We start from the raw sequence: 21864 nt of genomic DNA, 5'->3' as shown, positions 1-21864 counted from the left end.
ACCTCTAAGAGGAGATCAGCTCCCGCTCGGACCGGGTAACCGGTCCGTCGGTCGCTGGTGCCGGCGGACGGCGGAAGACCGACGCCGGCCACAGGCGTGCCCGGCGACGGGCACGCCGATCGGCGTTCTCCCTGAGCGTGGCCGAGACCAGGCGTACGTCGTCCCCGACCGCCACGGTGTCGCGATGCTCCGCGTAGCGGTTGCGCTCGACGGCGGCGACGATCCGCTGCAGAGCGAGCATCGGCTCGCGACCCTGCAGATGCGGAGCCAGGCTGGTGGCCTCCTCCCGCGGTGAGCGGGTGCCGGACCAAGGGAGACCCAGGTCGATCGCGGTGTCACCCAGCTCGGTCCAGCCGGCCTCGGCATCACCCGCGAGCCGCGTCGTACGCCGCCGGCGCCGGATCACGGCCGGCGCCGCGAGCGCGATCAGGCCGACCAGAGCCCCGATCCCCAGACCGGTCCAGACGGCGCCGGCGTTGGACTCCTCGGTGCCGGTATCGGCCACCTCCGCCGTGTCGGGCTCCTCGCGCTGCGGTCGGTTGGGCACCGGCGCGACGCTCGTGCCGGCGCTGGGAAGAGGGGCCTCCGGCTCGTTGCTGGCATTGCCCAGCGCACCCGTGGTGTAGCCGGGCTCGCTGGTGTCGGCGGCCGCCGGCGTGGGCTCGAAGCGGATCCAGCCGATGTCCTCGAACCACAGCTCGGGCCAGGCGTGCAGGTCGCGGCCGCGGAACTGCCACACGCCGTCCTCGTCCCGGTCGCCGCCCAGGAAGCCGAAGGCGACCCGCGCCGGGATGCCGAGCTCGCGAGCGAGCACGGCCATGGCCGTGGCGTACTGCTGGCAGTAGCCGACCTTGTTGTCGGTCAGGAAGTCCAGCAGGGCCGCGCTGTCGGTGCCGACGTCACGCTCCAGGCTGTAGGTGAACTCGCCGCTGTGCCGGAACCAGTTCTGCAGAGCGACCGCCTGGGCGAACGGCCGGTCCTGGCCGGCGGTCCGCTCCAGGGCAATCTGCTCGATCTCGTCGGGGAGCAGCGGCAGGTCGGTCATGCCCGGTGGGGCGCCGACGCCGGGGTCCCCGGCGGCGAGAAGGCGCTCCTGGGTCGGCTCGACGGGGGCGGCGGTCATCCGCCACCTCGTCCCGGCCACGGTCTGGTCCCTGCCCTCGGTGGACATGAAGTCGAGGGTGTCCTCGTCATAGCGCCACGGCCCCCTCGCGGTGACCTCGAGGGGATGGGCGAAGATCGGGAGCCAGGTCGACTGGAACTTCGCGCTGGCCTTCAGCTGATAGGTCGTCGGATCGCCGAGCAGGGTCGGGTCGGACATCGGCGGCTCGAAGGTGGCCACGCCGCTGTTGTCGGAGGGCACGTCGCGGTTGCCCGAGGTCCACTCCGTGCCGGTGAACTTGGTCAGGGCCCCGACGCGTAGATAGGACGGGGGAGTCTCGGTGTCGCCGTAGACGGGAGTCACCGACACCATCACCTGGTCGCTCTGCCGGCGCAGGTCGTCGTAGAGCCCGACGGTCGGGTTGATCACTCGCAGCGGCCCGTCGCCGTCGCCCGGACCCAGGCCGGGCAGGGAGACGCTCGGGCTGGGCAGCCAGGCCGGGGCGAGCAGGGCGATCGCGACCGCGGAGACGCCGATGACCGCCGGCCCGGCGGCAGGCGCCACCGGGAGGTCGTCGTCGAGGCGCCGGCCCCAGCGGCCGAGCTGCTGGGCACGGTCGAGGCGCAGCATCACCAGGAACGAGGTCGCGGTGAGCGCGAAGACGACCCAGGAGACCCCGCCCCAGCCGCCGGCGCCGATGATGCTGAACGGCACCGTGAAGACGCCCAGCACCACGAGCCCCATCATCGGCGGGCGCCGCAGCGAGACCGCCAGGATGTCGGCCAGCAGCACCGCCGCGACACCGCCCGGGATGAGGTACGGCGCCACCTCCGCCCCCGACATCGGCAGGTCGAACGGGTTGAACGCGACGTACGCCTCGGTCATCTCGGCCGTGACCCGTGCCCGGCCGCCGCCGGTGACCGGGAAGGGGTGCTGCACGACCAGGAGGCTGGTCGCGATCGTGCCGAGCAGCACCTGCAGCAGGACCACGACCGAGCCGTGCACGCGCAGCAGCCGCGCGGAGATGCCGGTGCCGACCACGAGCAGGCCGGCAACCAGGATCGGGCCGAGATAGGGGAACCGGGTGCTCGTGAACGAGCCCCAAGACGACAGCGCGAACAGCACGGTCAGGAAGCAGGTCAGTGGCACCGCCATGGCGGGCACGACGCCGCGGGTGTCGCGTGAGGTCATCATCGCGATGCCCCGGCTCCCGCTGCCGCGCCCCGGGTGCCGAGCTCGCGCCAGCGCGTGGCCACCGAGTCACCGACCCCGAGCTCGACCGCCTTCCAGCCGTTCTGGATGAGCAGAGGTACGCCGCTGGGCCGTCGTTGCTCGGGCGCCAGGTGCACCGCGCTCCAGCCGTCGACGGCGAGCGAGAAGGCGAGTGCGGACCCGGTGTGGTGACGCACCCGGCGAAGTACGCCGGCGTCCTCCTCGTCCAGCGAGCCGAGCACCGCCACGGTGACTCCGCCCTGTCCGGCCTCGCCGATCCAGGAGGCGTCGATGCGGTGGTGCTGGACGGTCTCGACCACGGCGAGCGCCTCCAGCAGGGCGGCCGCGTCGGCCTGACCCTCGCGGTCGTGCCAGCCGGCGTTGAGCTCACCGCTGCCGCCGGCGACGCCGGGGGTGTGGCCGCCGGAGGTCACCAGCCGCACGGAGTAGCCGGCCTCCACCAGGTGCACCGCGACCGAGGCGGCGACCACGACGGCGTGCTCGAAGGAGGAGCCGGCGCCCTGGCCGCGGTGGACCGAGCGGCGGTTGTCGAGGAAGACGGTGGCCCGGGCCTGCCAGGGCTGCTCCTCGCGGCGCACCATCAGCTCGCCGAGGCGGGCCGAGCTGCGCCAGTGCACCCGCCGCAGCTCGTCGCCGCGCCGGTATTCACGCACCGTGACATCCTCGGCGCTGCCACCGAGGAACGCCCGCGGCCGGGAGTCGCCCGACGAGGTGGCGTTGCCGGTGAGGGGAGTCGAGGGCAACGGGACCACCCTCGGCGTGACCGTGAACGGGACCGTGGACTGGAAGGCGCGGTTGAGCTCGACCAGGCCGAACGGGTCGGCCACGGTCACCCGCATCGGGCCGATGTCGAAGCGGCCCCGGATCTCGGAGCGGATCTGGTAGCCGAGCTTGTGGCGCCACCCGAAGCCGATCCGGTCGACCACGAAGCGCGGCCGGCCGCCCAGCGCGTAGGGCACCGTCTCCTCCAGCAGCAGGGTCCCGGTGGGGATCCGGCCCTCGTTGGCGATGGTGAGCTCGACCCTGGCGGGCTGGCCGGCCTCGGTCAGGTGCGGCTCGATGTGGCGGACGAGCGCGAGCCGGTAGCGGCCCCAGGCGGCGACCACCGCGGTGACCAGCGGCAGCGCGACCAGCAGCATCCCGATCCGAGACAGCGTGGACTGGTCCAGCAGGATCCCGCAGACGATGGCGGTGATCCCGGCGGCCAGGAAAGCCCGGCCCCGGACGGTCAGTCCGGACAGTGCCTCACGCATCGCGCCCCTCCTTGAAGTCGGCCCGAGGGTCAGGTCTGTGGCACGTGCACGGTGGACACGACGGCCTCGAGGATGTCGGTGACCGACCGGCCGTGCATCGCCGCGGAGGCGCTGGGGAGGAGACGGTGGGCAAGGACCGGACCGGTCAGCCTGCGTACGTCATCGGGGAGGACGAACTCGCGTCCGTGCAGAGCGGCGTGAGCCTTGGCGGCCCGCAGCAGGTGGAGGCTCGCCCGCGGCGAGGCGCCCAGGGCGAGCTCGTTGTTGGTGCGGGTGGCCGCGGTCAGGGCCACGGTGTAGCGGCGGACCGCCTCGGAGACGTAGATCTGGTTGACGACGCCGACGAGCTTGCGGATCTCCACGGCGTCGGTGACCGGGTCCAGGTCGTCGAGCGGGTTGGACGCGCTGTGGCTGGCCAGCATCGCGATCTCGGAGGCGACCGGCGGATAGCCGACCGAGACCCGCGCCATGAAGCGGTCGCGCTGCGCCTCGGGGAGGGCGTACGTCCCCTCCATCTCGATCGGGTTCTGGGTCGCAATCACCATGAACGGCGAGTCCAGCTGGTAGGTCACGTTGTCGACGGTGACCTGATGCTCCTCCATGCACTCCAGCAGCGCCGACTGGGTCTTGGGGGAGGCACGGTTGATCTCGTCGCCGACCACGATGTTGGCGAAGATGCCACCCGGGCGGAACTCGAACTCCCGGGTGTTCTGGTTGAAGATCGACACCCCGGTGACATCGCTCGGGAGCAGGTCGGGCGTGAACTGGATGCGGCGCACCGAGCAGTCGATCGAGCGCGCAAGCGCCTTCGCGAGCTGGGTCTTGCCGACCCCGGGCACGTCCTCGATCAGGAGGTGTCCCTCGGCGAGCAGCACGGTCAGCGTGGAGTCGACGACGTCGGTCTTTCCTTCGATCACCTTCTCGATGCTGTCGCGAATGCGGCCCGCGACCCGCACCAATGTCTCGATCTCTGCCCCATTCGATGAGGCCTCCAACGGCGTCGTCACGTCGCGTCCTTCCGACTCACCCAGCGTATGGGAACACCGTACGGGGTAGCGCCTACGAGCGTCTGCGTCATTCACCCGACTGTGACAACAACCGGGGAGCGGGGTGTGGTGTGAAAACGCCTCGTGGGGGAGGAAGGTGGTTTGAAAGTGGGGGATTGTGGGGTACGGTGGGGCAAAGTGGAGGAACGATCCACGTTGAGCTGACCGCGGGGGCGAGCACATGTTCTTCATGGGCACGTACACGCCGAAGCTCGACGAGAAGGGCCGGATCTTCCTCCCCGCAAAGTTCCGAGATCGACTGGCGGAGGGGGTTGTCGTGACGCAAGGTCAGGAGAACTGCCTCGTGGTGTGGCCTGAGGATGTCTTCATGCAGGAGGCGCAGCGGGCCCAGCAGACGCCGCTCACCTCTCGGGACGCACGTGACTACGCCCGTGTCCTCTTTGCGGGGGCCGAGCAGACGACACCCGACAAGCAGGGCCGGATCGGCATTCCGCCGCTCCTGCGCGACTACGCCGGGATCGTCAAGGACGTGGTCGTGATCGGTGTGATGGATCGGATCGAGATCTGGGACCCGGCCAAGTGGGCGGAGTACTCCGCGGGTGCACAGGCCAAGTTCGCAGACCTCGACGAGTCGACGGACTGATAAAGGGACAGATCGACAAAGCGACAAGCAGCAGAGCTGATCGAGAAGCAAACAAGTCAACAGCGGATCCGCAGGACGAGGTCTCAGTCCCGCTCCACTCATCCAGCCATCCGGGGCACCTTCCCCGGCTCCGGACGGCACTTGGTGGTGACGGAGCGGGCATGAGACCTGGCTCTGCGGATCCGTGGCGTTGTCAGCCCGTGGCTCTATCAACGAGACGGGCGGAACACACACCAGATGAAGCCGTGCGATGGGGGTCGAGGCGGTGACGAACCAGAAGCACGTGCCGGTGATGCTCGACCGCATCGTCGACCTGCTCGCGCCGGCGCTCACCGATGGTGGGGTCCTGGTCGACTGCACGACCGGTCACGGCGGTCACACCGAGGCCGTCCTCGAGCGGATCCCTGGATCACGGGTGATCGGCATCGACCGTGACACCTACGCCCTCGGCATCGCGGGGGAGCGGCTGGCCCGCTTCGGCGACCGGTGGACAGGGGTCCACGCGGTCTACGACGAGATCCTCGACGTCGTCGCCGGGCAGGGCCTGAACGAGGTCCAAGCGGTGCTCTTCGACCTCGGCGTCTCCTCGATGCAGCTCGACCAGCGCGAGCGCGGCTTCGCCTACGCGGAGGACGCACCGCTCGACATGCGGATGGACGCCACCCGGGGTCAGACCGCGGCGGACGTCCTCAACAACTACTCCGCGGGCGACCTGACCCGGATCCTGCGGGACTACGGCGAGGAGAAGTTCGCCAAGAAGATCGCCTACGCCATCGTCAAGCGTCGCGAGACGGTGCCGTTCACGACGAGCGGGCCCCTGGTGGAGCTCCTCTACGCGGAGATCCCCGCACCTGCCCGTCGCACCGGCGGACATCCGGCCAAGCGCACCTTCCAAGCGCTGCGGATGGAGGTCAACGACGAGCTCGGGGCGCTGCGTACGGCACTGCCGGACTCGCTCGAGGCCGTCGGTCTCGGTGGCCGGGTGGTGGTCGAGTCCTACCACTCGCTCGAGGACCGGCTCACCAAGCGGGCCTTCGCCGAGGCGACGAAGCTGGACGTACCTCCCGACATGCCGATCGTGCCGCCCGAGGCCGAGCCATCGTTCCGCCTGCTCACCCGTGGTGCCGAGCAGGCCAACGAAGCAGAGATCGAGGAGAACCCGCGCGCCGCTTCGGTGCGACTGCGCGCGGTGGAGCGCACCAAGCCCCGAACCAACCTTCCCAAGTCGAACCCTGGAGCAGCCAGATGAGCATCTCCGCCGCGCCACAGGCGCCTGTGCGCAGCCCGGACCGGGCAACCGAGACGACCCAGACACGGCTCACCGCCGTGCCGGCGCCGCTGCCTGCCCCGATGGCGCCGCGGCTGCCGTTCGTCGTGCTCGTCTCGATGCTGCTCGTCGGTGGCGTCGTGGGTCTGCTCGTCTTCAACACCTCCATGCAGCAGTCGGCCTTCCAGGAGCAGCGCCTCCAGGAGCAGGCGACAACGCTGGCCGCCCGGGAGCAGGCGCTCGACGGTGAGCTGAAGAAGATGGAGGACCCGCACCAGATCGCCGCCAAGGCGAAGGACCTCGGCATGGTCGTCCCGCAGAACGCCGCCATGCTGCGCGTCCCCGAGGCGAAGATCGAGGGCGAGGCGGCCGCGGCCGACCGTTCCGCGACCCCGCCGCTGCACCCGAAGGTCGCCAAGCCCTACAGCGTGCTGGTCGCCGAGCAGAAGGCGGCCGAGGCGGCCGCCGCGAAGAAGAAGGCGGCCGAGCTCGCCGAGAAGAAGCGCGAGCAGGAAGCGGCAGAGAAGCAGGCGGCAGAGGAGCAGCAGCGTACGTCTCCGGGCGAGGCTCGGTAGGGGAGGAGAGCAATGGCCCAGCGACAGGTCAAGCGGAAGGTCCGCCGGCCGGCGCGACGTCCTGCCCCACGGGCCACGCCGAAGGCGACACAGCGACGCGGGCCGGTGCACATCCGGCTCCGCGTCGGCTTCATCCTGGTGGCGATGGTGCTCTCGGTCTTCGGCGGCCGTCTGGTGCAGCTGCAGGGCATCGACCCGCACTCGTACGCCGCGATGGCGGCCGCCGAGAACGTCGTCGACGTCGTGCTGCCGGCCGAGCGCGGCGAGATCCTCGACCGTGACGGCGAGGCGCTGGCCGACTCCTCCGACGGGCTGATGGTGCTGGCCGATCCGAAGCAGACGAAGAAGGACGCCCCGGCCATCGCCGCGTTCCTGGCCAAGGAGCTGGGCGTCGACTACGCCTCGGCGCTCGCCAAGCTCCGCAAGGACGGGAGCCGGTTCCAGTACATCAAGCGTCAGGTGCCCGCGACCCAGGCGACCGCCGCCGTCGAGAAGGCGGGCAAGGAGGGCTACCAGGGGCTGTGGACCAGCCGGGACCCGCTGCGCAACTACCCGAACGGCGACGTCGCGGCCAACCTGGTCGGCTTCCTCGGCAACGACGGTCCGCTGGCGGGCCTCGAGGCCGCCTTCGACAAGCACCTCGCCGGCAAGGACGGCCATGCCGAGTACGACGCGACCAGCCCGGTCAGCGGCACCCGGATGCCGCTGGGCACCAACAACCGTGTCGACCCGGTCGACGGCAACGACCTGAGGCTCACCATCGACCGCGACCTGCAGTACTACGTGCAGCAGACCCTGATGGACGCCGTGCAGAAGTCGCGCGCGGAGTCGGGGATGGCGGTGGTCATGGACACCCAGACCGGCGAGATCCTGAGCCTGGCCGACTACCCGACCTTCGATGCCCGCGACCCGGCGGCCTCGCCGAAGTCGCTGCGCGGAAGCAACGCCCTCTCCAACGTCTACGAGCCCGGCTCGGTGCAGAAGGTGCTCACCGTCGCCGGCCTGCTCGACCAGGGGCTCGTCTCGCCCGCGACCCGGCTCAAGGTGCCGGGCTCCTACCGTTCGGGCGACGCCGACATCCACGACTACTACGAGCACGGCATGGAGAAGCTCACCCTGGCCGGGGTGATCGCGAAGTCGTCCAACATCGGCACCGTGATGGCCGCGGACAAGTACGAGGACGGCCAGCTGCGCGACTACCTGGCCGCCTTCGGTCAGGGCCGGCGCACCGGCCTCGGTCTCGACACCGAGTCGGCCGGTCTGCTCGCCGCGCCGGAGACCTGGAACGCGGCCGACGAGGACCGCATCGACTTCGGCCAGTCGATCTCGGTCAACGCGGTGCAGATGACCGCCGCGGTCAACACCATCGCCAACGGCGGCGTACGCATCGATCCCAGCCTCATCGCCGGGAGCGCCACCAACAACTCCGGCGCCGAGGTCGGCACCGACACCGCCCAGCGCAACCGCGTGGTCTCCGAGGAGGCCGCCTCCCAGACCGCGGAGATGATGGAGCGGGTCATCAACGACCCCGTCAACGGCACCGCCAAGGCGGCCGCCGTCCCCGGCTACCGCGTCTCCGGCAAGACCGGCACCGCGCAGCGGGTCAACTCCGAGTGCAAGTGCTACGACGGCACCACCACGGTCTCCTTCGGCGGTTTCGCCCCCACCGACGACCCGCGGTTCACCGTCTACGTGGCCATCCACAACCCCGGCAACGGCGGTGGCGGTGGCACCGTCACCGGCCCGGTCTTCTCCCAGATCATGTCCTTCGCCCTGCGCCGCTACGGCGTCCCGCCGACCGGCACCGCGCCTTCGAAGATGCCCACTGGTTGGTGAGTTGCCCGGTTGCAGGAATACCCGGTTAACCGGGTATTCCTGCACTTCTCGGGCATTGCAACACCAGAGAAGTGCAGGCATTGCCTGTGCGCTGTGACGGATGAGACAGCTGTTCCGACCCCAAATGCATAACATAGGTATGTTATGTTTCTTGGGTGAGCACGACTTCTGCCTCCGGACGTGACCTGTCGCTCGCCCTCGAGAAGGTGGTGCGACTGGTGCGGGAGGTGTCGACCGCGGGGGACGTGTCGCCGACGGCGGCCACGGTGCTGGCCGGGCTGGCGAGGACGGGACCGCAGCGGGTCACGGACCTGGCAAAGGTCGCCGGGGTGTCCCAGCCCGCGATGACGCAGCTGGTCAACCGGCTTACCCGGCAGGGGATGCTCGCCCGGGTCGCCGATGACGCCGACCGGCGGGCGGTCCTCGTCGAGGTCACCGACGCCGGACGAGAGGTCCTCGAGACCAGGCGCGGACAGCGAGCCAGTGTGCTCGACGCCGCCCTGGCCCGGGTCTCCACAGAGGACCGTGCCGCCATCGCGGCGGCGCTCCCTGCCCTCGACAGGCTCGTCGACGCCGTGCTCGATTCCTGACGCGCCGGCCTGCCGGCGACGCGTACGAAACCAACGTCTGAGAAGAGGCAAGAAGAATGAGCTCCCACCAAGGGGCAGCTGCCGCAAGTCCGTTCAAGCAACCACGCGCCGTGTGGGCGGTCGCGTTCGCGTGCGTGGTGTCGTTCATGGGCATCGGGCTCGTCGACCCGATCCTCCCGGTGCTCGCCGAGGAGCTGGCGGCGACGCCGGCTCAGGTGTCGCTGCTGTTCACCAGCTATCTCGTGGTGACCGCCGTGGCGATGATCGGGGTCGGCTGGGTCTCCAGCCGGATCGGCGCCAAGTGGACGCTGGTCCTCGGCCTGGTGCTGATCGTCGTGTTCGCCGGGCTGGCCGGGACCGTCGACGGTGTCGACGGCATCGTCGGCTTCCGGGCCGGCTGGGGCCTGGGCAACGCGCTGTTCATCTCCACCAGCCTCGCCGTCATCGTCGGCTCGGCGACCGGAGGGTTCGCGGGAGCGATCATCCTCTACGAGACCGCGCTCGGCCTCGGCATCGCGGTCGGACCGCTCCTCGGCGGCGTCCTCGGTGGCATCTCCTGGCGCGGCCCGTTCTTCGGCGTCTCCGCGCTGATGGCGATCGCGCTGGTCGCCACGCTGGTCTTCCTGCCGCCGATGCCCAAGCCGGAGAAGAAGGTCACCCTCCTTGCGCCGCTCGCCGCGCTACGCCACCGCGGGCTGCTGACGATGGGCATCATGGCGCTGCTCTACAACTGGGGCTTCTTCACCCTGCTCGGCTATGCGCCCTACCCGATGGGGCTGCACGACCCGCTCCAGCTCGGCTGGGTCTTCTTCGCCTGGGGCATCCTGGTCGCCGTCTTCGCCGTGTGGGGCGCGCCGTGGGCGCAGCGCCGCTTCGGCACCGCGCCGACCCTCTACGTCAACCTGCTCGGACTCGGCGCCCTGCTCGCCGTCATCGGCTTGGGCGTCTCCTCGCCGACCGTGGTCATCGTGGCCGTGATCCTGTCCGGCATCTTCGTCGGCCTCAACAACACGCTGACCACCCAGGCCGTCATGCTGGTCTCGCCGGTGGAGCGGCCGATCGCGTCGTCGGCCTACGGTTTCGTACGCTTCATCGGCGGCGGCCTCGCGCCCTTCGCTGCGGGCAAGATCGCCGAGGCGACCGACCAGTCGGTGGCCTTCTACGTCGGGGCCGCGGCGTTCCTGATCGCGATCCCCGTCCTGGCCAGCGGCCACAAGCTGATCACGGCCGCCGAGTCGGCCGAGACCGCCGAGCCGGTCACGCCGACGCTCGAGCCCGTCGGCCCGGTCCGGGGCGAGGGTCGCCCGGTGCTGGTCGCCGTCGGCGCCACCCTCGACGCCGATGCCGTCGTCGACCGGGCAGCCGAGATGGCCGCCGCTGAAGGAGCGCCGCTGGAGGTGGTCCACGTCCGCGAGACAGAGGTCGTCGAGGAGCTGGCCATCGACGCCGAGGCGCCGGAGATGGCGGCCGCGACCGTACGCGCCCACCTGGATCGTCTCGCCGCCCGCGGCGTGACCGCGACCGGCCTGGTGCTGCACAGCGTCGGCGACCACGCCAGCGCAGGGGTGGAGCTGGCCAGGTACGCCACCGAGGCCCGCGTCCGCACGATCGCGCTCGGCTCCTCGCCCAGGGGCCGGGCCGCCCAGCTCGCCGACGGCTCGATCACCTCCGCGGTCGTGCGGAACGCCGGCGTACCTGTCGTGCTCGTCGTTCCCGGCCAGGAGCCGCACGAGCTCAGCGCCGCGGCATTGACCCAGCTGCGCCACGCCTGAACGCCACGCCTGAGGTCGGCCCGGCGGGATCTCGTCCCGCCGGGCGGATAACCTTCGCCAGGTGAGCAGTGCGTACGAGACGGCGGATCCCAAGAGCCCGACCCGCCCGCGAGTGACCGAGCCGGTGACGCTGGCCGATCTGGCCGGCGAGTTCGGTCTGGACGTACGCGGCGAAACCCGCGTCACCGGGGTCACGCTGAGCTCCCAACGGGTGCTGCCCGGTGACCTCTACGCCGCCGTCCCCGGCAGCCGGGCGCACGGCGCCAGCTACGCCGCCAGCGCGGTCGAGGCCGGAGCGGTCGCGGTGCTCACCGATGCCGCCGGCGCCGCCGAGCTGGAGGCGCAGGGCCTCGGCGAGGTGCCCGTGCTGCTCGTCGAGCAGCCGCGCAAGGTGCTCGGCGCGCTCTCGGCCCGCGTCTACGGCAACCCGTCGGGCAGGCTGCGGCTGATCGGGGTGACCGGCACCCAGGGCAAGACGACGACGACCCGGCTGGCCGAGAGCGCGCTGCTCGACGCCGGCCACCGCGCCGGCGTCATCGGCACCGTCGGCACCCGAATCGGCGGGCGCGACGTGAAGACGCCGCTGACCACGCCCGAGGCTCCCGACCTGCACGGTCTCTTCGCCCGGATGGTCGAGGAGAGGACCGAGGCGTGCGCCATGGAGGTCTCCTCCCACGCCCTGGTGATGGGGCGCGTCGACGGGGTCGTCTTCGACGTCGCCGTCTTCCTCAACCTGGGCCGCGACCACCTCGACTTCCACGAGACGGTCGAGGACTACTACGCGGCGAAGGCCGACCTGTTCACCCCGGAGCGGGCGAAGTTGGGCATCGTCAACATCGACGACGAGCACGGCCGGCGCCTCGCCGCCGAGGCGACCATCCCGATCCTCACCTACGCCCTGCACGACGACTCCGCCGACTGGCGCGCCACCGACGTCGAGCTGCGCCCCGACGGCTCCAGCTTCACCGTCCACGGCCCCGACGGCCTGGAGTTCCCGGGCGCGAGCCCGCTGGCCGGCGACTACAACGTCAGCAACACCCTCGCCGCCCTGGCGAGCATCCACCACGCGTACGGCGAGGAGACGGTGGTGCGCGACGTCGCCACTGCTCTCGCGAAGGGCTCCGGGGTCCCGGGACGCCTCGAGCGGATCGACGAGGGCCAGCCGTTCACCGTCGTGGTCGACTACGCGCACAAGCCGGACGCGGTCGAGGCCGCGCTCGGCACGCTCCGCCCGCTGACCGAGTCCCGGCTGATCGTCGTGATCGGGGCCGGGGGAGACCGCGACACCGGAAAACGGCCGATCATGGGGGAGATCAGCGCGCGCCTGGCCGACCACGTGATCGTCACCGACGACAACCCCCGCACCGAGGACCCGGCGAGCATCCGGCGACAGGTCCTGGAGGGCACCACCGGCGGCAGCGCGAGTGTCGAGGAGATCGGCGACAGGCGGGCCGCGATCGTCCGCGCCATCAGCCTCGCCGAGCCCGGCGATATCGTCGTCGTCGCAGGTAAGGGGCATGAGACGGGCCAGGAGATCAACGGCGTGACCCACCCGTTCGACGACCGCGAGGTCGTCCGTGCGGCGTTGGCCACACAGTGATCGATGTGCTGATACGGCGGGGTGCCGCAGAGCCGGCGAAGCCGTAGGGAAGAATGCCCGGGGCCGGTGTCTTCGCTATGCACACCGGCCCGGGGGCAAGGACATGGAACGGCATGGCAAGGAAGGCACCCGGCTGACATGAGAGCGATCTTGCTGAGCGGAGCGATTGCGCTTCTGTTCTCGCTGCTCGGCACCCGATTTGCGATCGTACAGTTCACGAAGTTGGGCTACGGCCAGGAGATCCGCGAGGACGGGCCGACCACCCACCGAACCAAGCGCGGCACCCCGACCATGGGTGGCGTCGCGATCGTGATCTCGGTCGTCGTGGGCTACTTCGCGGCCAAGCTGTTGACCGGGGACGCCCCGAGTGCGACGGCCTACCTGCTGCTCTTCCTCCTGGTGGGGATGGCCGCGGTCGGCTTCGTCGACGACTTCATCAAGGTCTTCATGCAGCGCAACCTCGGTCTGCGCGCGTGGTCCAAGATGGTCGGGCAGACGCTGGTCGCGGTGGGCTTCGGCGCTGTGGCGATCCACCCGGGGCTGGCCAACGCCGACGGCATCACGCCGGCGGCCGACCAGCTCTCCTTCATCCGTGACTTCGGTCCACACTTCCTCGGTGGGGACGGGATCCTCTACTGGCTCGGTGGAGCCCTCCTGCTGGTGATCTTCTGGATCATGGTCACCGGCACGTCGAACGCCACCAACCTCACCGACGGCCTGGACGGGCTGCTGGCGGCCTCCTCGGCGATCGTCTTCGCCGCCTACACGATCATCTCGATCTGGCAGAACAACCAGCGCTGCGGTCGTCCGAGCGTGGAGATCGGCACCTGCTACGAGGTGCGCGACCCGCTCGACATGGCGATCCTCGGCGCCGCGATCAGCGGCGCCTGCATCGGCTTCCTGTGGTGGAACGCGAGCCCGGCGAGGATCTTCATGGGCGACACCGGCTCGCTGGCGCTCGGCTCTGTGCTGGCCGGGTTCGCGATCCTGTCGCACACCGAGTTCCTGCTGATCATCCTAGGCGGCCTCTTCGTCACCGAGACGGTCTCGGTGATCCTGCAGACCGGTTGGTTCAAGATCACCCGCAAGGTGACCGGCACCCCGAAGCGGATCTTCCGGATGACACCGATCCATCACCACTTCGAGATGCTCGGCTGGGAACAGGTGACCGTGGTGATCCGGTTCTGGATCATCACCGGTCTCTGCGTCGCGGCCGGTCTGGGAATCTTCTACGCCGAATGGGTGGCGACCATCTGATGACTGAGCCAGACGACAAGGCAAAGAAGCTCGACAAGCTCGGCCGCAACGACTCCTGGGAGGGCGTGAAGGCGGTCGTGGCCGGCTTCGGCGTCTCCGGTTTCGCCGCCGCCGACAACCTCACCCACCTGGGTGCCTCGGTGATCGCGCTCGACGAGTCACCGGGCGACGAGGAGCGCCAGGAGAAGGCCAAGCTCCTCGGCATCCTGGGTGCCGACGTACGCCTCGGCGAGGGCGCCACCCACGTGCTGCCCGACGACGTCGACGTCGTGGTCACCTCTCCCGGCTGGCGACCGACGGCTCCGCTGCTCGCCCAGGCGCGCGAGCGCGGGGTCCCGATCTGGGGAGAGGTCGAGCTCGCCTGGCGGCTGCGCGACCCCGACAACGCCGCCCCGTGGCTGGCGGTCACCGGCACCAACGGCAAGACCACGACCGTGCAGATGCTCGACAACATCCTGCGTACGGCCGGGCTCCGGTCCGTCGCCGTCGGCAACGTCGGCCTGCCGATCGTCGAGGCCGTGATGGACCCCGAGCCCTACGACGTCTTCGCCGTCGAGCTCTCCTCCTTCCAGCTCCACTACACCTCCTCGATGGGCGCCCAGGCCGCCGTCGTCCTCAACATCGCCGAGGACCACCTCGACTGGTACCCCTCGATGAAGGAGTACGCCGCCGACAAGGGCCGCGTCTACGAGGGCGTCGAGCGGGCCTGCGTCTACAACCTCGCCGACGAGGCCACGCTGCACCTGGTCGAGGAGGCCGACGTCGTCGAGGGTGCCCGCGCCATCGGCTTCACCCTCGGCACCCCGGCGGTGGGTCAGCTCGGGATCGTCGAGGACATCCTGGTCGACCGGGCCTTCATCGAGGAGCGTCAGACCTCCGCCGCGGAGCTGTGCCAGATCTCCGATCTCGCCTCCTCCGCACCCCACTACGTCCAGAACGCGCTGGCCGCGGCCGCGCTCGCCCGGGCGCACGGGGTCTCCCAGGCCGCCGTACGCGACGGGCTGAAGTCGTTCCGCCCCGACGGCCACCGCATCGAGGTCGTCGCCGAGGCCGGCGGCGTCACCTGGGTCGACGACTCCAAGGCGACCAACCCGCACGCCGCCCAGGCCTCGCTGCAGGCCTACGACCCGGTGATCTGGATCGCCGGCGGGCTGGCCAAAGGCGCCCGCTTCGAGGACCTGGTCGCCTCCATCCACGACCGGCTGCGGGCCGTCATCCTGATCGGCCAGGACCGCGACGTCATCGCCTCCGCCCTCGCCGCCCACGCCGGCGACCTGGAGATCGTCGAGCTCGACGACCCCGACGGCGTAGCCGCTCTCGCGGAAGCCGTCGAGATCGCCGCCGCGCTGGCCAAGCCCGGCGACACCGTGCTCCTGGCCCCCGGCTGCGCCAGCCAGGACCAGTTCCGCGACTACAAGGCCCGCGGCGACGCCTTCGCCGACGCCGTACGCCGCCAGCTCTGACCCCACCGGCCTCGGCCGGGGCGACACGCGGGGGAGATGCGCCGCGAACGCGGAGACGGCGGCGAGAATGTAATGGACGTACGTCGCACCGCAACTGGGAGGTAGGCCGTGACGACCACCAGCCCCGACCAGACCGGTTCCGGCTCGGCCGAGCAGGCCAAGGCGTACCCGAAGTCGGTTCTCGGCTACCTCAAGGCCTGGTTCCACGCGCTGAGGGTGGCGCTGAACCGGCCGCTGGCCGCCTACTACCTGCTGCTCACGAGCACCGCGCTGCTGCTGACCATCGGGCTGATCATGGTGCTGAGCGCCTCGAGCGTGTGGGCCTACACCCAGATGGACAACTCCTACGCGATCGTCGGGCGGCAGGTGCTGTGGGTGATCATCGGCATCCCGTGTGCGTTCATCGCCTCCAGGATCCGGCCGAAGCACCTGCGACGGCTAGCCTGGCCGGGATACGTCATCGCCTGCGTGTTGCTCTTCCTGACCATCTTCCTGGGCCACGACGTCAACGGGCAGCAGAACTGGATCGGCGCCGGCCCGGTCAAGATCCAGCCGAGCGAGATCGCCAAGCTCGGGATCGTGCTGTGGGCGGCCCACGTCTACGCGCTCAAGGAGCGCCGCCTCGACAGCCTTCACGAGGTGCTGATGCCGGTCCTGCCCGGCATCGCGCTGGCCACCGGGCTCGTCCTCGCCGGCCGGGACCTCGGCACCGCCCTGGTCTTCTTCGCGATCGTGCTCGGGATGCTGTGGGTGGTCGGGGCGCCCGGGCGGCTGTTCGGGATGGCGATCTCGATCATCGGTGTCTCGGTGCTGTTCCTGATCAGCACCGACACCGAGCGACTTGCCCGGCTGACCAGCTTCGCGGACCCGTTCAAGGACTACCACGGGCAGGGCTGGCAGCCCTCCCACGGTCTCTACGCGCTCAGCTCGGGCGGCATCCTGGGCCAGGGGATCGGAGCCTCGCAGCAGAAGTGGGGCGACCTGCCCGAGGCCCACACCGACTACATCTTCGCGGTGCTGGGCGAGGAGCTCGGCCTGGTCGGCACTCTGCTCGTCGTCGGCCTCTTCCTGACCCTCGCCTTCGCGCTGGTCAAGGTCGCGCGCCAGACCGACCGGCCGTTCGTACGCTACTTCAGCTTCGGCGTACTGGTCTGGCTGCTGGGCCAGATGATCATCAACGTGGGCATGGTGCTCGCGCTGCTGCCGGTGATCGGCATCCCACTGCCGCTGGTCTCCTACGGCGGCTCGGCGCTGATCCCATCGATGGTGGCGCTTGGCGTCGTGATCGGCTTCGCCCGTCGTGAACCGGCGGCAGCCGCGGCGCTGAAGCAGCGTAAAGCCTTGGCAAAGGATCGGGCGCGCCAGGCAGCCGCTTACCGGTCCGCTCAACGCAACCGATAAGTTCGGACGCATCATGAAGGCCCTCCTCGCCGGCGGTGGCACCGCTGGACACACATCCCCCCTGCTCGCCACGGCTGATGCCCTGCGCCGACTCGACCCCAGCGTGGAGGTGACCTGCCTCGGCACGCCTCGCGGCCTGGAGAACCAGGTGGTCCCCGCCGCGGGCTACCCGCTCGAGCTGATCCCGCCGGTCCCGATGCCGCGCCAGCTCAGCAGCGACCTGCTGAAGGTGCCGGCCAACCTGAAGGGTGCGGTCGACGCGACGTACGAGGTGCTCGACCGGGTCCGGCCCGACGTGGTCGTCGGCTACGGCGGGTACGTCTCGGTGCCGGCCTACATCGCCGCGAAGCGGCGCCACATCCCGGTGATCGTCCATGAGGGCAACTCGATGCCCGGCTACGCCAACAAGGTCGGTGCTCGCCTCGCCGACCGGGTCGCGGTGAGCTTCCCGGACACCAAGCTGCCCAAGGCCGAATACATCGGGCTGCCGATCCGACGGATGATCTCGACGATGGACCGCTGGGCGCTGCGCGCCGAGGCGCGTAGCTTCTTCGGGCTCGACCAGCACCGCCCCACGATCGTGGTCACCGGTGGCTCCCAGGGCGCCCGGACGATCAACGAGTCCGTCTCCGGCGCCTACCCGGCCCTCGCCAGCAACGGGATCCAGGTGCTCCACGTGATCGGCCCGAAGAACGAGATGGTCTCGCCCGGTCCGGGCTACCACGTGCTCAACTACGTCGACCGGATGGACCTCGCACTGGCCGCCGCCGACCTGATGATCTGCCGCTCCGGCGCCAACTCGGTGATCGAGGCGAGCGCCGTGGGAGTGCCGGCTGTCTACGTACCTCTCCCGATCGGCAACGGCGAGCAGGCGCTCAACGCGCGCGCCGTCGTCGACGCCGGTGGGGCCGTGCTCGTCTCCGACGCCGACATGAACGCCGCCTGGGTCACCAGCCACGTACCCCCGATCGTCACCGACCGCGCCCGGCTCGAGGCGATGTCGAAGGCCGCCAGCGACCTGGTGCCTCGCGACGCCGACGAACGGCTGGCACGGATGATCTTCGAGGTCGTAGCAGGAGGCAGGTCATGAGAGTTCCCGTTCCCGAGCACATCCTTCCCGCCGAGCAGCTCGGCAGGGTCCACTTCATCGGCATCGGTGGGGCGGGTCTGTCCGCGATCGCCCGGGTCATGCTGGCCCGCGGGATCGAGGTCTCCGGCAGCGACGGCGCCGACTCGTCGATGGTCGCGGCGCTGCGCGAGGAGGGCGCGACCGTCTACGTCGGCCACGACGCCTCCCAGGTCGACGGCGTCGACACGCTGATCGTCTCCACCGCGATCCGCGAGGACAACCCGGAGTACGTCGCGGCCGTCGAGAAGGGTCTGCGGATCTACCCGCGCTCGGCCGGCCTGGCCTCGGTGATGGAGGGCCGCCGCGTCCTCGCCGTCGCCGGCACCCACGGCAAGACCACCACCACCTCGCTGCTCACCGTCTCCCTGCAGGCCGCGGGCGCCGCGCCGACCTACACCGTCGGTGGCGAGCTGGCCGCCTCGGGCACCAACGCCGCCGAGGGTTCGGGCGACCTGTTCGTCGCCGAGGCCGACGAGTCCGACGGCGCCTTCCTGGTCTACAAGCCGTACGCCGCGGTCGTCACCAACGTCGAGGCCGACCACCTCGACCAGTGGGGCACCGAGGAGGCCTACCGCGAGGGTTTCGCCCAGTTCGTGGGGCGGCTGGCTCCCGACGGGTTCCTGGTCGCGGTCATCGACGACCCCGGCGCCGCCGACCTGCGCCACGTCGCCCACTCGCTCGGCCGCCGCTTCATCGGCGTCGGTGAGTCGGAGCTGGCCGACGTACGCGCCGTCGACGTCGTCCTGGAGGGCACCACCTCCTCCTTCACCGTCGTCGACGGGCTCGACGAGCTGGGCCGGGTCACGCTGCAGATCCCCGGGCGCCACTACGTCGCCGACGCGTTGGCCGCTCTCACCGTCGGCCTGCGCCTGGGGCACTCCTTCGACCTGCTCAAGGCGGGGCTGGAGTCGTTCACCGGGACCCGGCGGCGGATGGAGCGCAAGGGAGAGGCCGCAGGCGTACGCGTCTACGACTCCTATGCCCACCACCCCTCCGAGATCGCAGGCGATCTCGTCTCCGGCCGGTCCGTGGCGGGGCAGGGACGGCTCATCGTCGCCTTCCAGCCGCACATGGTCTCCCGCACCCGGATCTTCGGTGAGGAGATGGGCCGCGTGCTCGGCGCAGCCGACGAGGTCGTCGTCCTCGACGTCTACCTCGCCCGGGAGGACTACGACCCCGAGGTCACCGGCAAGCTCGTCGCCGACGCGGTGCCGCTGCCGCCCGACCGGGTCGTCAGCGTCGCCGGGCTCGAGGAGGCAGCCGTCGAGCTGGCCCGCCGCGCCCGTCCGGGTGACCTCGTTCTGACCCTCGGGGCAGGTACCGTGACGGAGGTGGGCCCGATGGTGCTCGCCAGGCTACGTACGGCAGAGCAGTAACGCTGGGGGAGGCGAGCATGGCGGAGAAGGGGTCAGGCGTCGAGACCGAGATCGCCGAGGCCCTGGAGATCGCCCAGTCGGCGTCCGGGGAGCGCGAGATCGACCTCGGCTCGGAGGAGGCCAAGGCCGGGGCTGAGTCGAGCGCCGAACCGGAGCCGGAGGAGTCTCAGGACGAGCCTGCGCCGGTCGATCCGGCGACCCTGAAGAGCCGCAAGGCCTTCGCCCGGCGCCAGTGGCGCCGGCGCTGGCTGGCGTGGCGCTACCTCATCGTCGGCACCCTGGTCATCGCCCTTCTGCTCGGCGGGATCTGGGCGGTCTACTTCTCCACCTGGCTGCAGGTCAAGGGCACCTCGGTGCACGGCTCGATGAAGATGACCAGCGCCAAGGAGGTCGTCGAGTTCGCGGCCGTCCCTGTCGGGGAGCCGCTGGCCACCGCCGACCTCGAGGCCGTGCAGGTGCGGGTGCTCAACGGGCTGCCGATGGTGCGCTCGGTCAACGTCTCGCGCGAGTGGCCCGACAAGATCCGGGTCGACGTCACCGAACGTACGCCGGTGGCCGTCGTCTCCATCGGCGGCCGGCTCCGCGCGCTCGACGAGACCGGCACCGTCTTCTGGGACTACAAGAAGGCGCCGTCCGGTCTGCCGATGGTGAACACCGTGACCGGCACCAACTCCGACGCGCTCCGCGAGGCCGCCGCAGTGGCCTCGGCCCTCCCGGCGAGCCTGGCCAAGAGGGTCGACCACGTCGAGGTGACCACCGTCGACTCGATCTCCCTGGAACTGCGCAACGACAAGCGGGTGGTGTGGGGGAGCAGCGCCCAGTCCGACACCAAGGCCGACGTGCTGGTCGCGTTGATGAAGGCGGAGCCCGACGTGGCCCGCTACGACGTCTCCGTGCCCGGCCAGCCCGTCACCAGCAAGAGCGTCGACTGATACCGGACGGCAACGGATCGGCACAACTGATCCGCGTCCGCGTGTCGCGCCAGTTTGAGGACGTACGTCTGCCTACTGTTCTGAGAACGGCGAGGTTGACATAACTATAACCCTCAGGCTGAGGGTAAGGGTTCAGAACCTGCCGTAAGAACCAACCAGCGATCGAAGGGGCGACCACCGTGGGAGCTGCACAGAACTATCTGGCGATCATCAAGGTCGTCGGCATCGGTGGCGGCGGCGTCAACGCTGTCAACCGGATGATCGAGGTCGGCCTCAAGGGGGTCGAGTTCATCGCCATCAACACCGACGCCCAGGCGCTCCTGATGAGCGACGCCGACGTCAAGCTCGACATCGGTCGCGAGCTGACCCGCGGTCTCGGTGCCGGCGCCAACCCGAGTGTGGGGGAGAGCGCCGCCGAGGACCACGCCGACGAGATCGAAGAGGTCATGAAGGGCGCCGACATGGTCTTCGTGACTGCCGGCGAGGGTGGCGGCACGGGCACCGGTGGCGCCCCGGTCGTGGCCCGCATCGCCCGCTCCCTCGGCGCCCTGACCATCGGTGTGGTGACCCGCCCGTTCGCCTTCGAGGGCCGCCGTCGCGCCAACTCCGCCGAGGACGGGATCGCCAAGCTCCGCGAGGAGGTCGACACCCTCATCGTCATCCCCAACGACCGGCTGCTGTCGATCTCTGACCGCAACGTGTCGGTGATGGACGCCTTCCGCCAGGCCGACCAGGTGCTGCTCCAGGGTGTCTCCGGCATCACCGACCTGATCACCACGCCCGGCCTGATCAACCTCGACTTCGCTGACGTCAAGTCGGTCATGTCCAACGCCGGATCGGCGCTGATGGGCATCGGCTCCGCGCGCGGAGACAACCGCAGCGTCGAGGCCGCCGAGATGGCCGTCTCCTCGCCGCTGCTGGAGGCATCGATCGACGGCGCTCACGGGGTCCTGCTCTCGATCGCCGGTGGCTCCGACCTCGGCCTCTTCGAGATCAACGAGGCCGCCGCGCTGGTCGCCGACGCGGTCCACCAGGAGGCCAACATCATCTTCGGTGCGACCATCGACGACGCGCTCGGCGACGAGGTCCGGGTCACCGTGATCGCGGCCGGCTTCGACGGTGGCATGCCCAAGCGCCGCGAGGGCCAGTCGGCACTCGGCACCATGCAGAGCCGCTCCAGCTCCCAGTCCGCCAACAACGGCGAGACCGCCGCCGTGGCCACCGCGGTCGCGAGCCGGCGCACCGAGGAGGCCGAGGAGACCCCGGCCGCCGCGCCGGCCACGCCGGCCAAGCCGGCCCCGGCCACGCCTCCGCCCGCGGCTCCGCCGGCCGAGCCCGCCCCGGTCGCCAAGAAGCCCGCTCCGAGCGTCCAGTACAGCGATGACGAGCTCGACGTTCCCGACTTCCTGAAGTAAACACAGCCTCAAG

General features: G+C 70.3%; 17 protein-coding genes. 14 read left to right on the top strand and 3 right to left on the bottom strand.

Annotated elements, in window-relative coordinates:
• Window positions 1-4: 4 nt before the first annotated feature.
• Genes AB0F44_RS13165 through AB0F44_RS13155 form a run of 3 tightly spaced genes read right to left on the bottom strand, consistent with a single transcriptional unit; the run spans window position 5 to window position 4595 of the window.
• Complete coding sequence (locus AB0F44_RS13165; RefSeq protein ID WP_357356012.1) at window positions 5-2293, bottom strand: DUF3488 and transglutaminase-like domain-containing protein; 2289 nt, start codon at window positions 2291-2293, stop codon at window positions 5-7.
• Window positions 2293-3588 carry a DUF58 domain-containing protein gene (locus AB0F44_RS13160; protein WP_357356010.1) on the bottom strand — a complete coding sequence of 432 codons (1296 nt, stop codon included), beginning with the start codon at window positions 3586-3588 and terminating at the stop codon, window positions 2293-2295. The genes AB0F44_RS13165 and AB0F44_RS13160 overlap by 1 nt, the downstream gene beginning before the upstream one ends.
• A gap of 29 nt (window positions 3589-3617) precedes the next feature.
• Window positions 3618-4595, bottom strand: coding sequence for a MoxR family ATPase (locus AB0F44_RS13155; protein WP_357356008.1), 978 nt, complete (start codon window positions 4593-4595; stop codon window positions 3618-3620).
• A gap of 229 nt (window positions 4596-4824) precedes the next feature.
• On the opposite strand from AB0F44_RS13155, the gene mraZ reads away from it, so the two are divergent.
• The 14 genes from mraZ to ftsZ all read left to right on the top strand — a co-directional run bounded on the left by mraZ (window position 4825) and on the right by ftsZ (window position 21851).
• On the top strand, window positions 4825-5238 hold the full coding sequence (gene mraZ / locus AB0F44_RS13150; RefSeq protein ID WP_231380332.1) for a division/cell wall cluster transcriptional repressor MraZ: 414 nt from the start codon (window positions 4825-4827) through the stop codon (window positions 5236-5238).
• A 250-nt stretch (window positions 5239-5488) separates the two neighbouring features.
• Window positions 5489-6487 (top strand): 16S rRNA (cytosine(1402)-N(4))-methyltransferase RsmH, encoded by a 999-nt coding sequence (gene rsmH / locus AB0F44_RS13145; RefSeq protein WP_350661426.1) that lies wholly within the window; start codon window positions 5489-5491, stop codon window positions 6485-6487.
• Entirely contained in the window at window positions 6484-7080 is a 597-nt protein-coding gene (locus AB0F44_RS13140) for a hypothetical protein (protein ID WP_357356005.1), read from the top strand. The genes rsmH and AB0F44_RS13140 overlap by 4 nt, the downstream gene beginning before the upstream one ends.
• A gap of 12 nt (window positions 7081-7092) precedes the next feature.
• Window positions 7093-8916, top strand: a complete 1824-nt coding sequence (locus tag AB0F44_RS13135; protein WP_357356003.1) for a penicillin-binding protein 2 — start codon at window positions 7093-7095, stop codon at window positions 8914-8916.
• A 155-nt stretch (window positions 8917-9071) separates the two neighbouring features.
• The gene (locus AB0F44_RS13130; RefSeq protein WP_357356001.1) at window positions 9072-9506 is read left to right on the top strand and encodes a MarR family transcriptional regulator; all 435 of its coding nucleotides are present in this window, start codon (window positions 9072-9074) and stop codon (window positions 9504-9506) included.
• 56 nt (window positions 9507-9562) lie between these two features.
• Window positions 9563-11278: an MFS transporter gene (locus AB0F44_RS13125; RefSeq protein WP_357356000.1), complete on the top strand. Its 1716-nt coding sequence runs from the start codon at window positions 9563-9565 to the stop codon at window positions 11276-11278.
• 139 nt (window positions 11279-11417) lie between these two features.
• The gene (locus AB0F44_RS13120; RefSeq protein WP_357356176.1) at window positions 11418-12878 is read left to right on the top strand and encodes a UDP-N-acetylmuramoyl-L-alanyl-D-glutamate--2,6-diaminopimelate ligase; all 1461 of its coding nucleotides are present in this window, start codon (window positions 11418-11420) and stop codon (window positions 12876-12878) included.
• 138 nt (window positions 12879-13016) lie between these two features.
• Window positions 13017-14135, top strand: a complete 1119-nt coding sequence (mraY, locus tag AB0F44_RS13115) for a phospho-N-acetylmuramoyl-pentapeptide-transferase (RefSeq protein ID WP_160024331.1) — start codon at window positions 13017-13019, stop codon at window positions 14133-14135.
• Window positions 14135-15598, top strand: coding sequence for a UDP-N-acetylmuramoyl-L-alanine--D-glutamate ligase (gene murD / locus AB0F44_RS13110; RefSeq protein WP_357355998.1), 1464 nt, complete (start codon window positions 14135-14137; stop codon window positions 15596-15598). The genes mraY and murD overlap by 1 nt, the downstream gene beginning before the upstream one ends.
• A gap of 108 nt (window positions 15599-15706) precedes the next feature.
• Window positions 15707-16999, top strand: a complete 1293-nt coding sequence (gene ftsW, locus AB0F44_RS13105) for a putative lipid II flippase FtsW (RefSeq protein ID WP_357355996.1) — start codon at window positions 15707-15709, stop codon at window positions 16997-16999.
• A gap of 13 nt (window positions 17000-17012) precedes the next feature.
• Window positions 17013-18089, top strand: coding sequence for an undecaprenyldiphospho-muramoylpentapeptide beta-N-acetylglucosaminyltransferase (murG, locus tag AB0F44_RS13100; protein ID WP_357355994.1), 1077 nt, complete (start codon window positions 17013-17015; stop codon window positions 18087-18089).
• Window positions 18086-19504: a UDP-N-acetylmuramate--L-alanine ligase gene (murC, locus tag AB0F44_RS13095; protein WP_350661408.1), complete on the top strand. Its 1419-nt coding sequence runs from the start codon at window positions 18086-18088 to the stop codon at window positions 19502-19504. The genes murG and murC overlap by 4 nt, the downstream gene beginning before the upstream one ends.
• Before the next feature lie 17 nt (window positions 19505-19521).
• On the top strand, window positions 19522-20436 hold the full coding sequence (locus AB0F44_RS13090) for an FtsQ-type POTRA domain-containing protein (RefSeq protein ID WP_357355992.1): 915 nt from the start codon (window positions 19522-19524) through the stop codon (window positions 20434-20436).
• Window positions 20437-20615: 179 nt separating this feature from the next.
• Window positions 20616-21851, top strand: coding sequence for a cell division protein FtsZ (ftsZ, locus tag AB0F44_RS13085; RefSeq protein ID WP_357355990.1), 1236 nt, complete (start codon window positions 20616-20618; stop codon window positions 21849-21851).
• The last annotated feature ends 13 nt before the right edge of the window (window positions 21852-21864 follow it).

The sequence above is a fragment of the Nocardioides sp. NPDC023903 genome, assembly GCF_040639295.1.
Taxonomy (GTDB): Bacteria; Actinomycetota; Actinomycetes; order Propionibacteriales; family Nocardioidaceae; genus Nocardioides.
Note: the sequence above shows the minus strand (reverse complement) of the source record. Positions and strands in the feature narration are given on the sequence as shown.

What these genes read in the sequence shown, in the direction of transcription:
- AB0F44_RS13165 (WP_357356012.1), bottom strand. Translation starts at nt 2,293, where the DNA reads ATGACCTCACGCGACACCCGCGGCGTCGTGCCCGCCATGGCGGTGCCA.
- AB0F44_RS13160 (WP_357356010.1), bottom strand. Translation starts at nt 3,588, where the DNA reads ATGCGTGAGGCACTGTCCGGACTGACCGTCCGGGGCCGGGCTTTCCTG.
- mraZ (WP_231380332.1), top strand. Translation starts at nt 4,825, where the DNA reads ATGGGCACGTACACGCCGAAGCTCGACGAGAAGGGCCGGATCTTCCTC.
- rsmH (WP_350661426.1), top strand. Translation starts at nt 5,489, where the DNA reads ATGGGGGTCGAGGCGGTGACGAACCAGAAGCACGTGCCGGTGATGCTC.
- AB0F44_RS13140 (WP_357356005.1), top strand. Translation starts at nt 6,484, where the DNA reads ATGAGCATCTCCGCCGCGCCACAGGCGCCTGTGCGCAGCCCGGACCGG.
- AB0F44_RS13135 (WP_357356003.1), top strand. Translation starts at nt 7,093, where the DNA reads ATGGCCCAGCGACAGGTCAAGCGGAAGGTCCGCCGGCCGGCGCGACGT.
- AB0F44_RS13125 (WP_357356000.1), top strand. Translation starts at nt 9,563, where the DNA reads ATGAGCTCCCACCAAGGGGCAGCTGCCGCAAGTCCGTTCAAGCAACCA.
- mraY (WP_160024331.1), top strand. Translation starts at nt 13,017, where the DNA reads ATGAGAGCGATCTTGCTGAGCGGAGCGATTGCGCTTCTGTTCTCGCTG.
- murD (WP_357355998.1), top strand. Translation starts at nt 14,135, where the DNA reads ATGACTGAGCCAGACGACAAGGCAAAGAAGCTCGACAAGCTCGGCCGC.
- murG (WP_357355994.1), top strand. Translation starts at nt 17,013, where the DNA reads ATGAAGGCCCTCCTCGCCGGCGGTGGCACCGCTGGACACACATCCCCC.
- murC (WP_350661408.1), top strand. Translation starts at nt 18,086, where the DNA reads ATGAGAGTTCCCGTTCCCGAGCACATCCTTCCCGCCGAGCAGCTCGGC.
- AB0F44_RS13090 (WP_357355992.1), top strand. Translation starts at nt 19,522, where the DNA reads ATGGCGGAGAAGGGGTCAGGCGTCGAGACCGAGATCGCCGAGGCCCTG.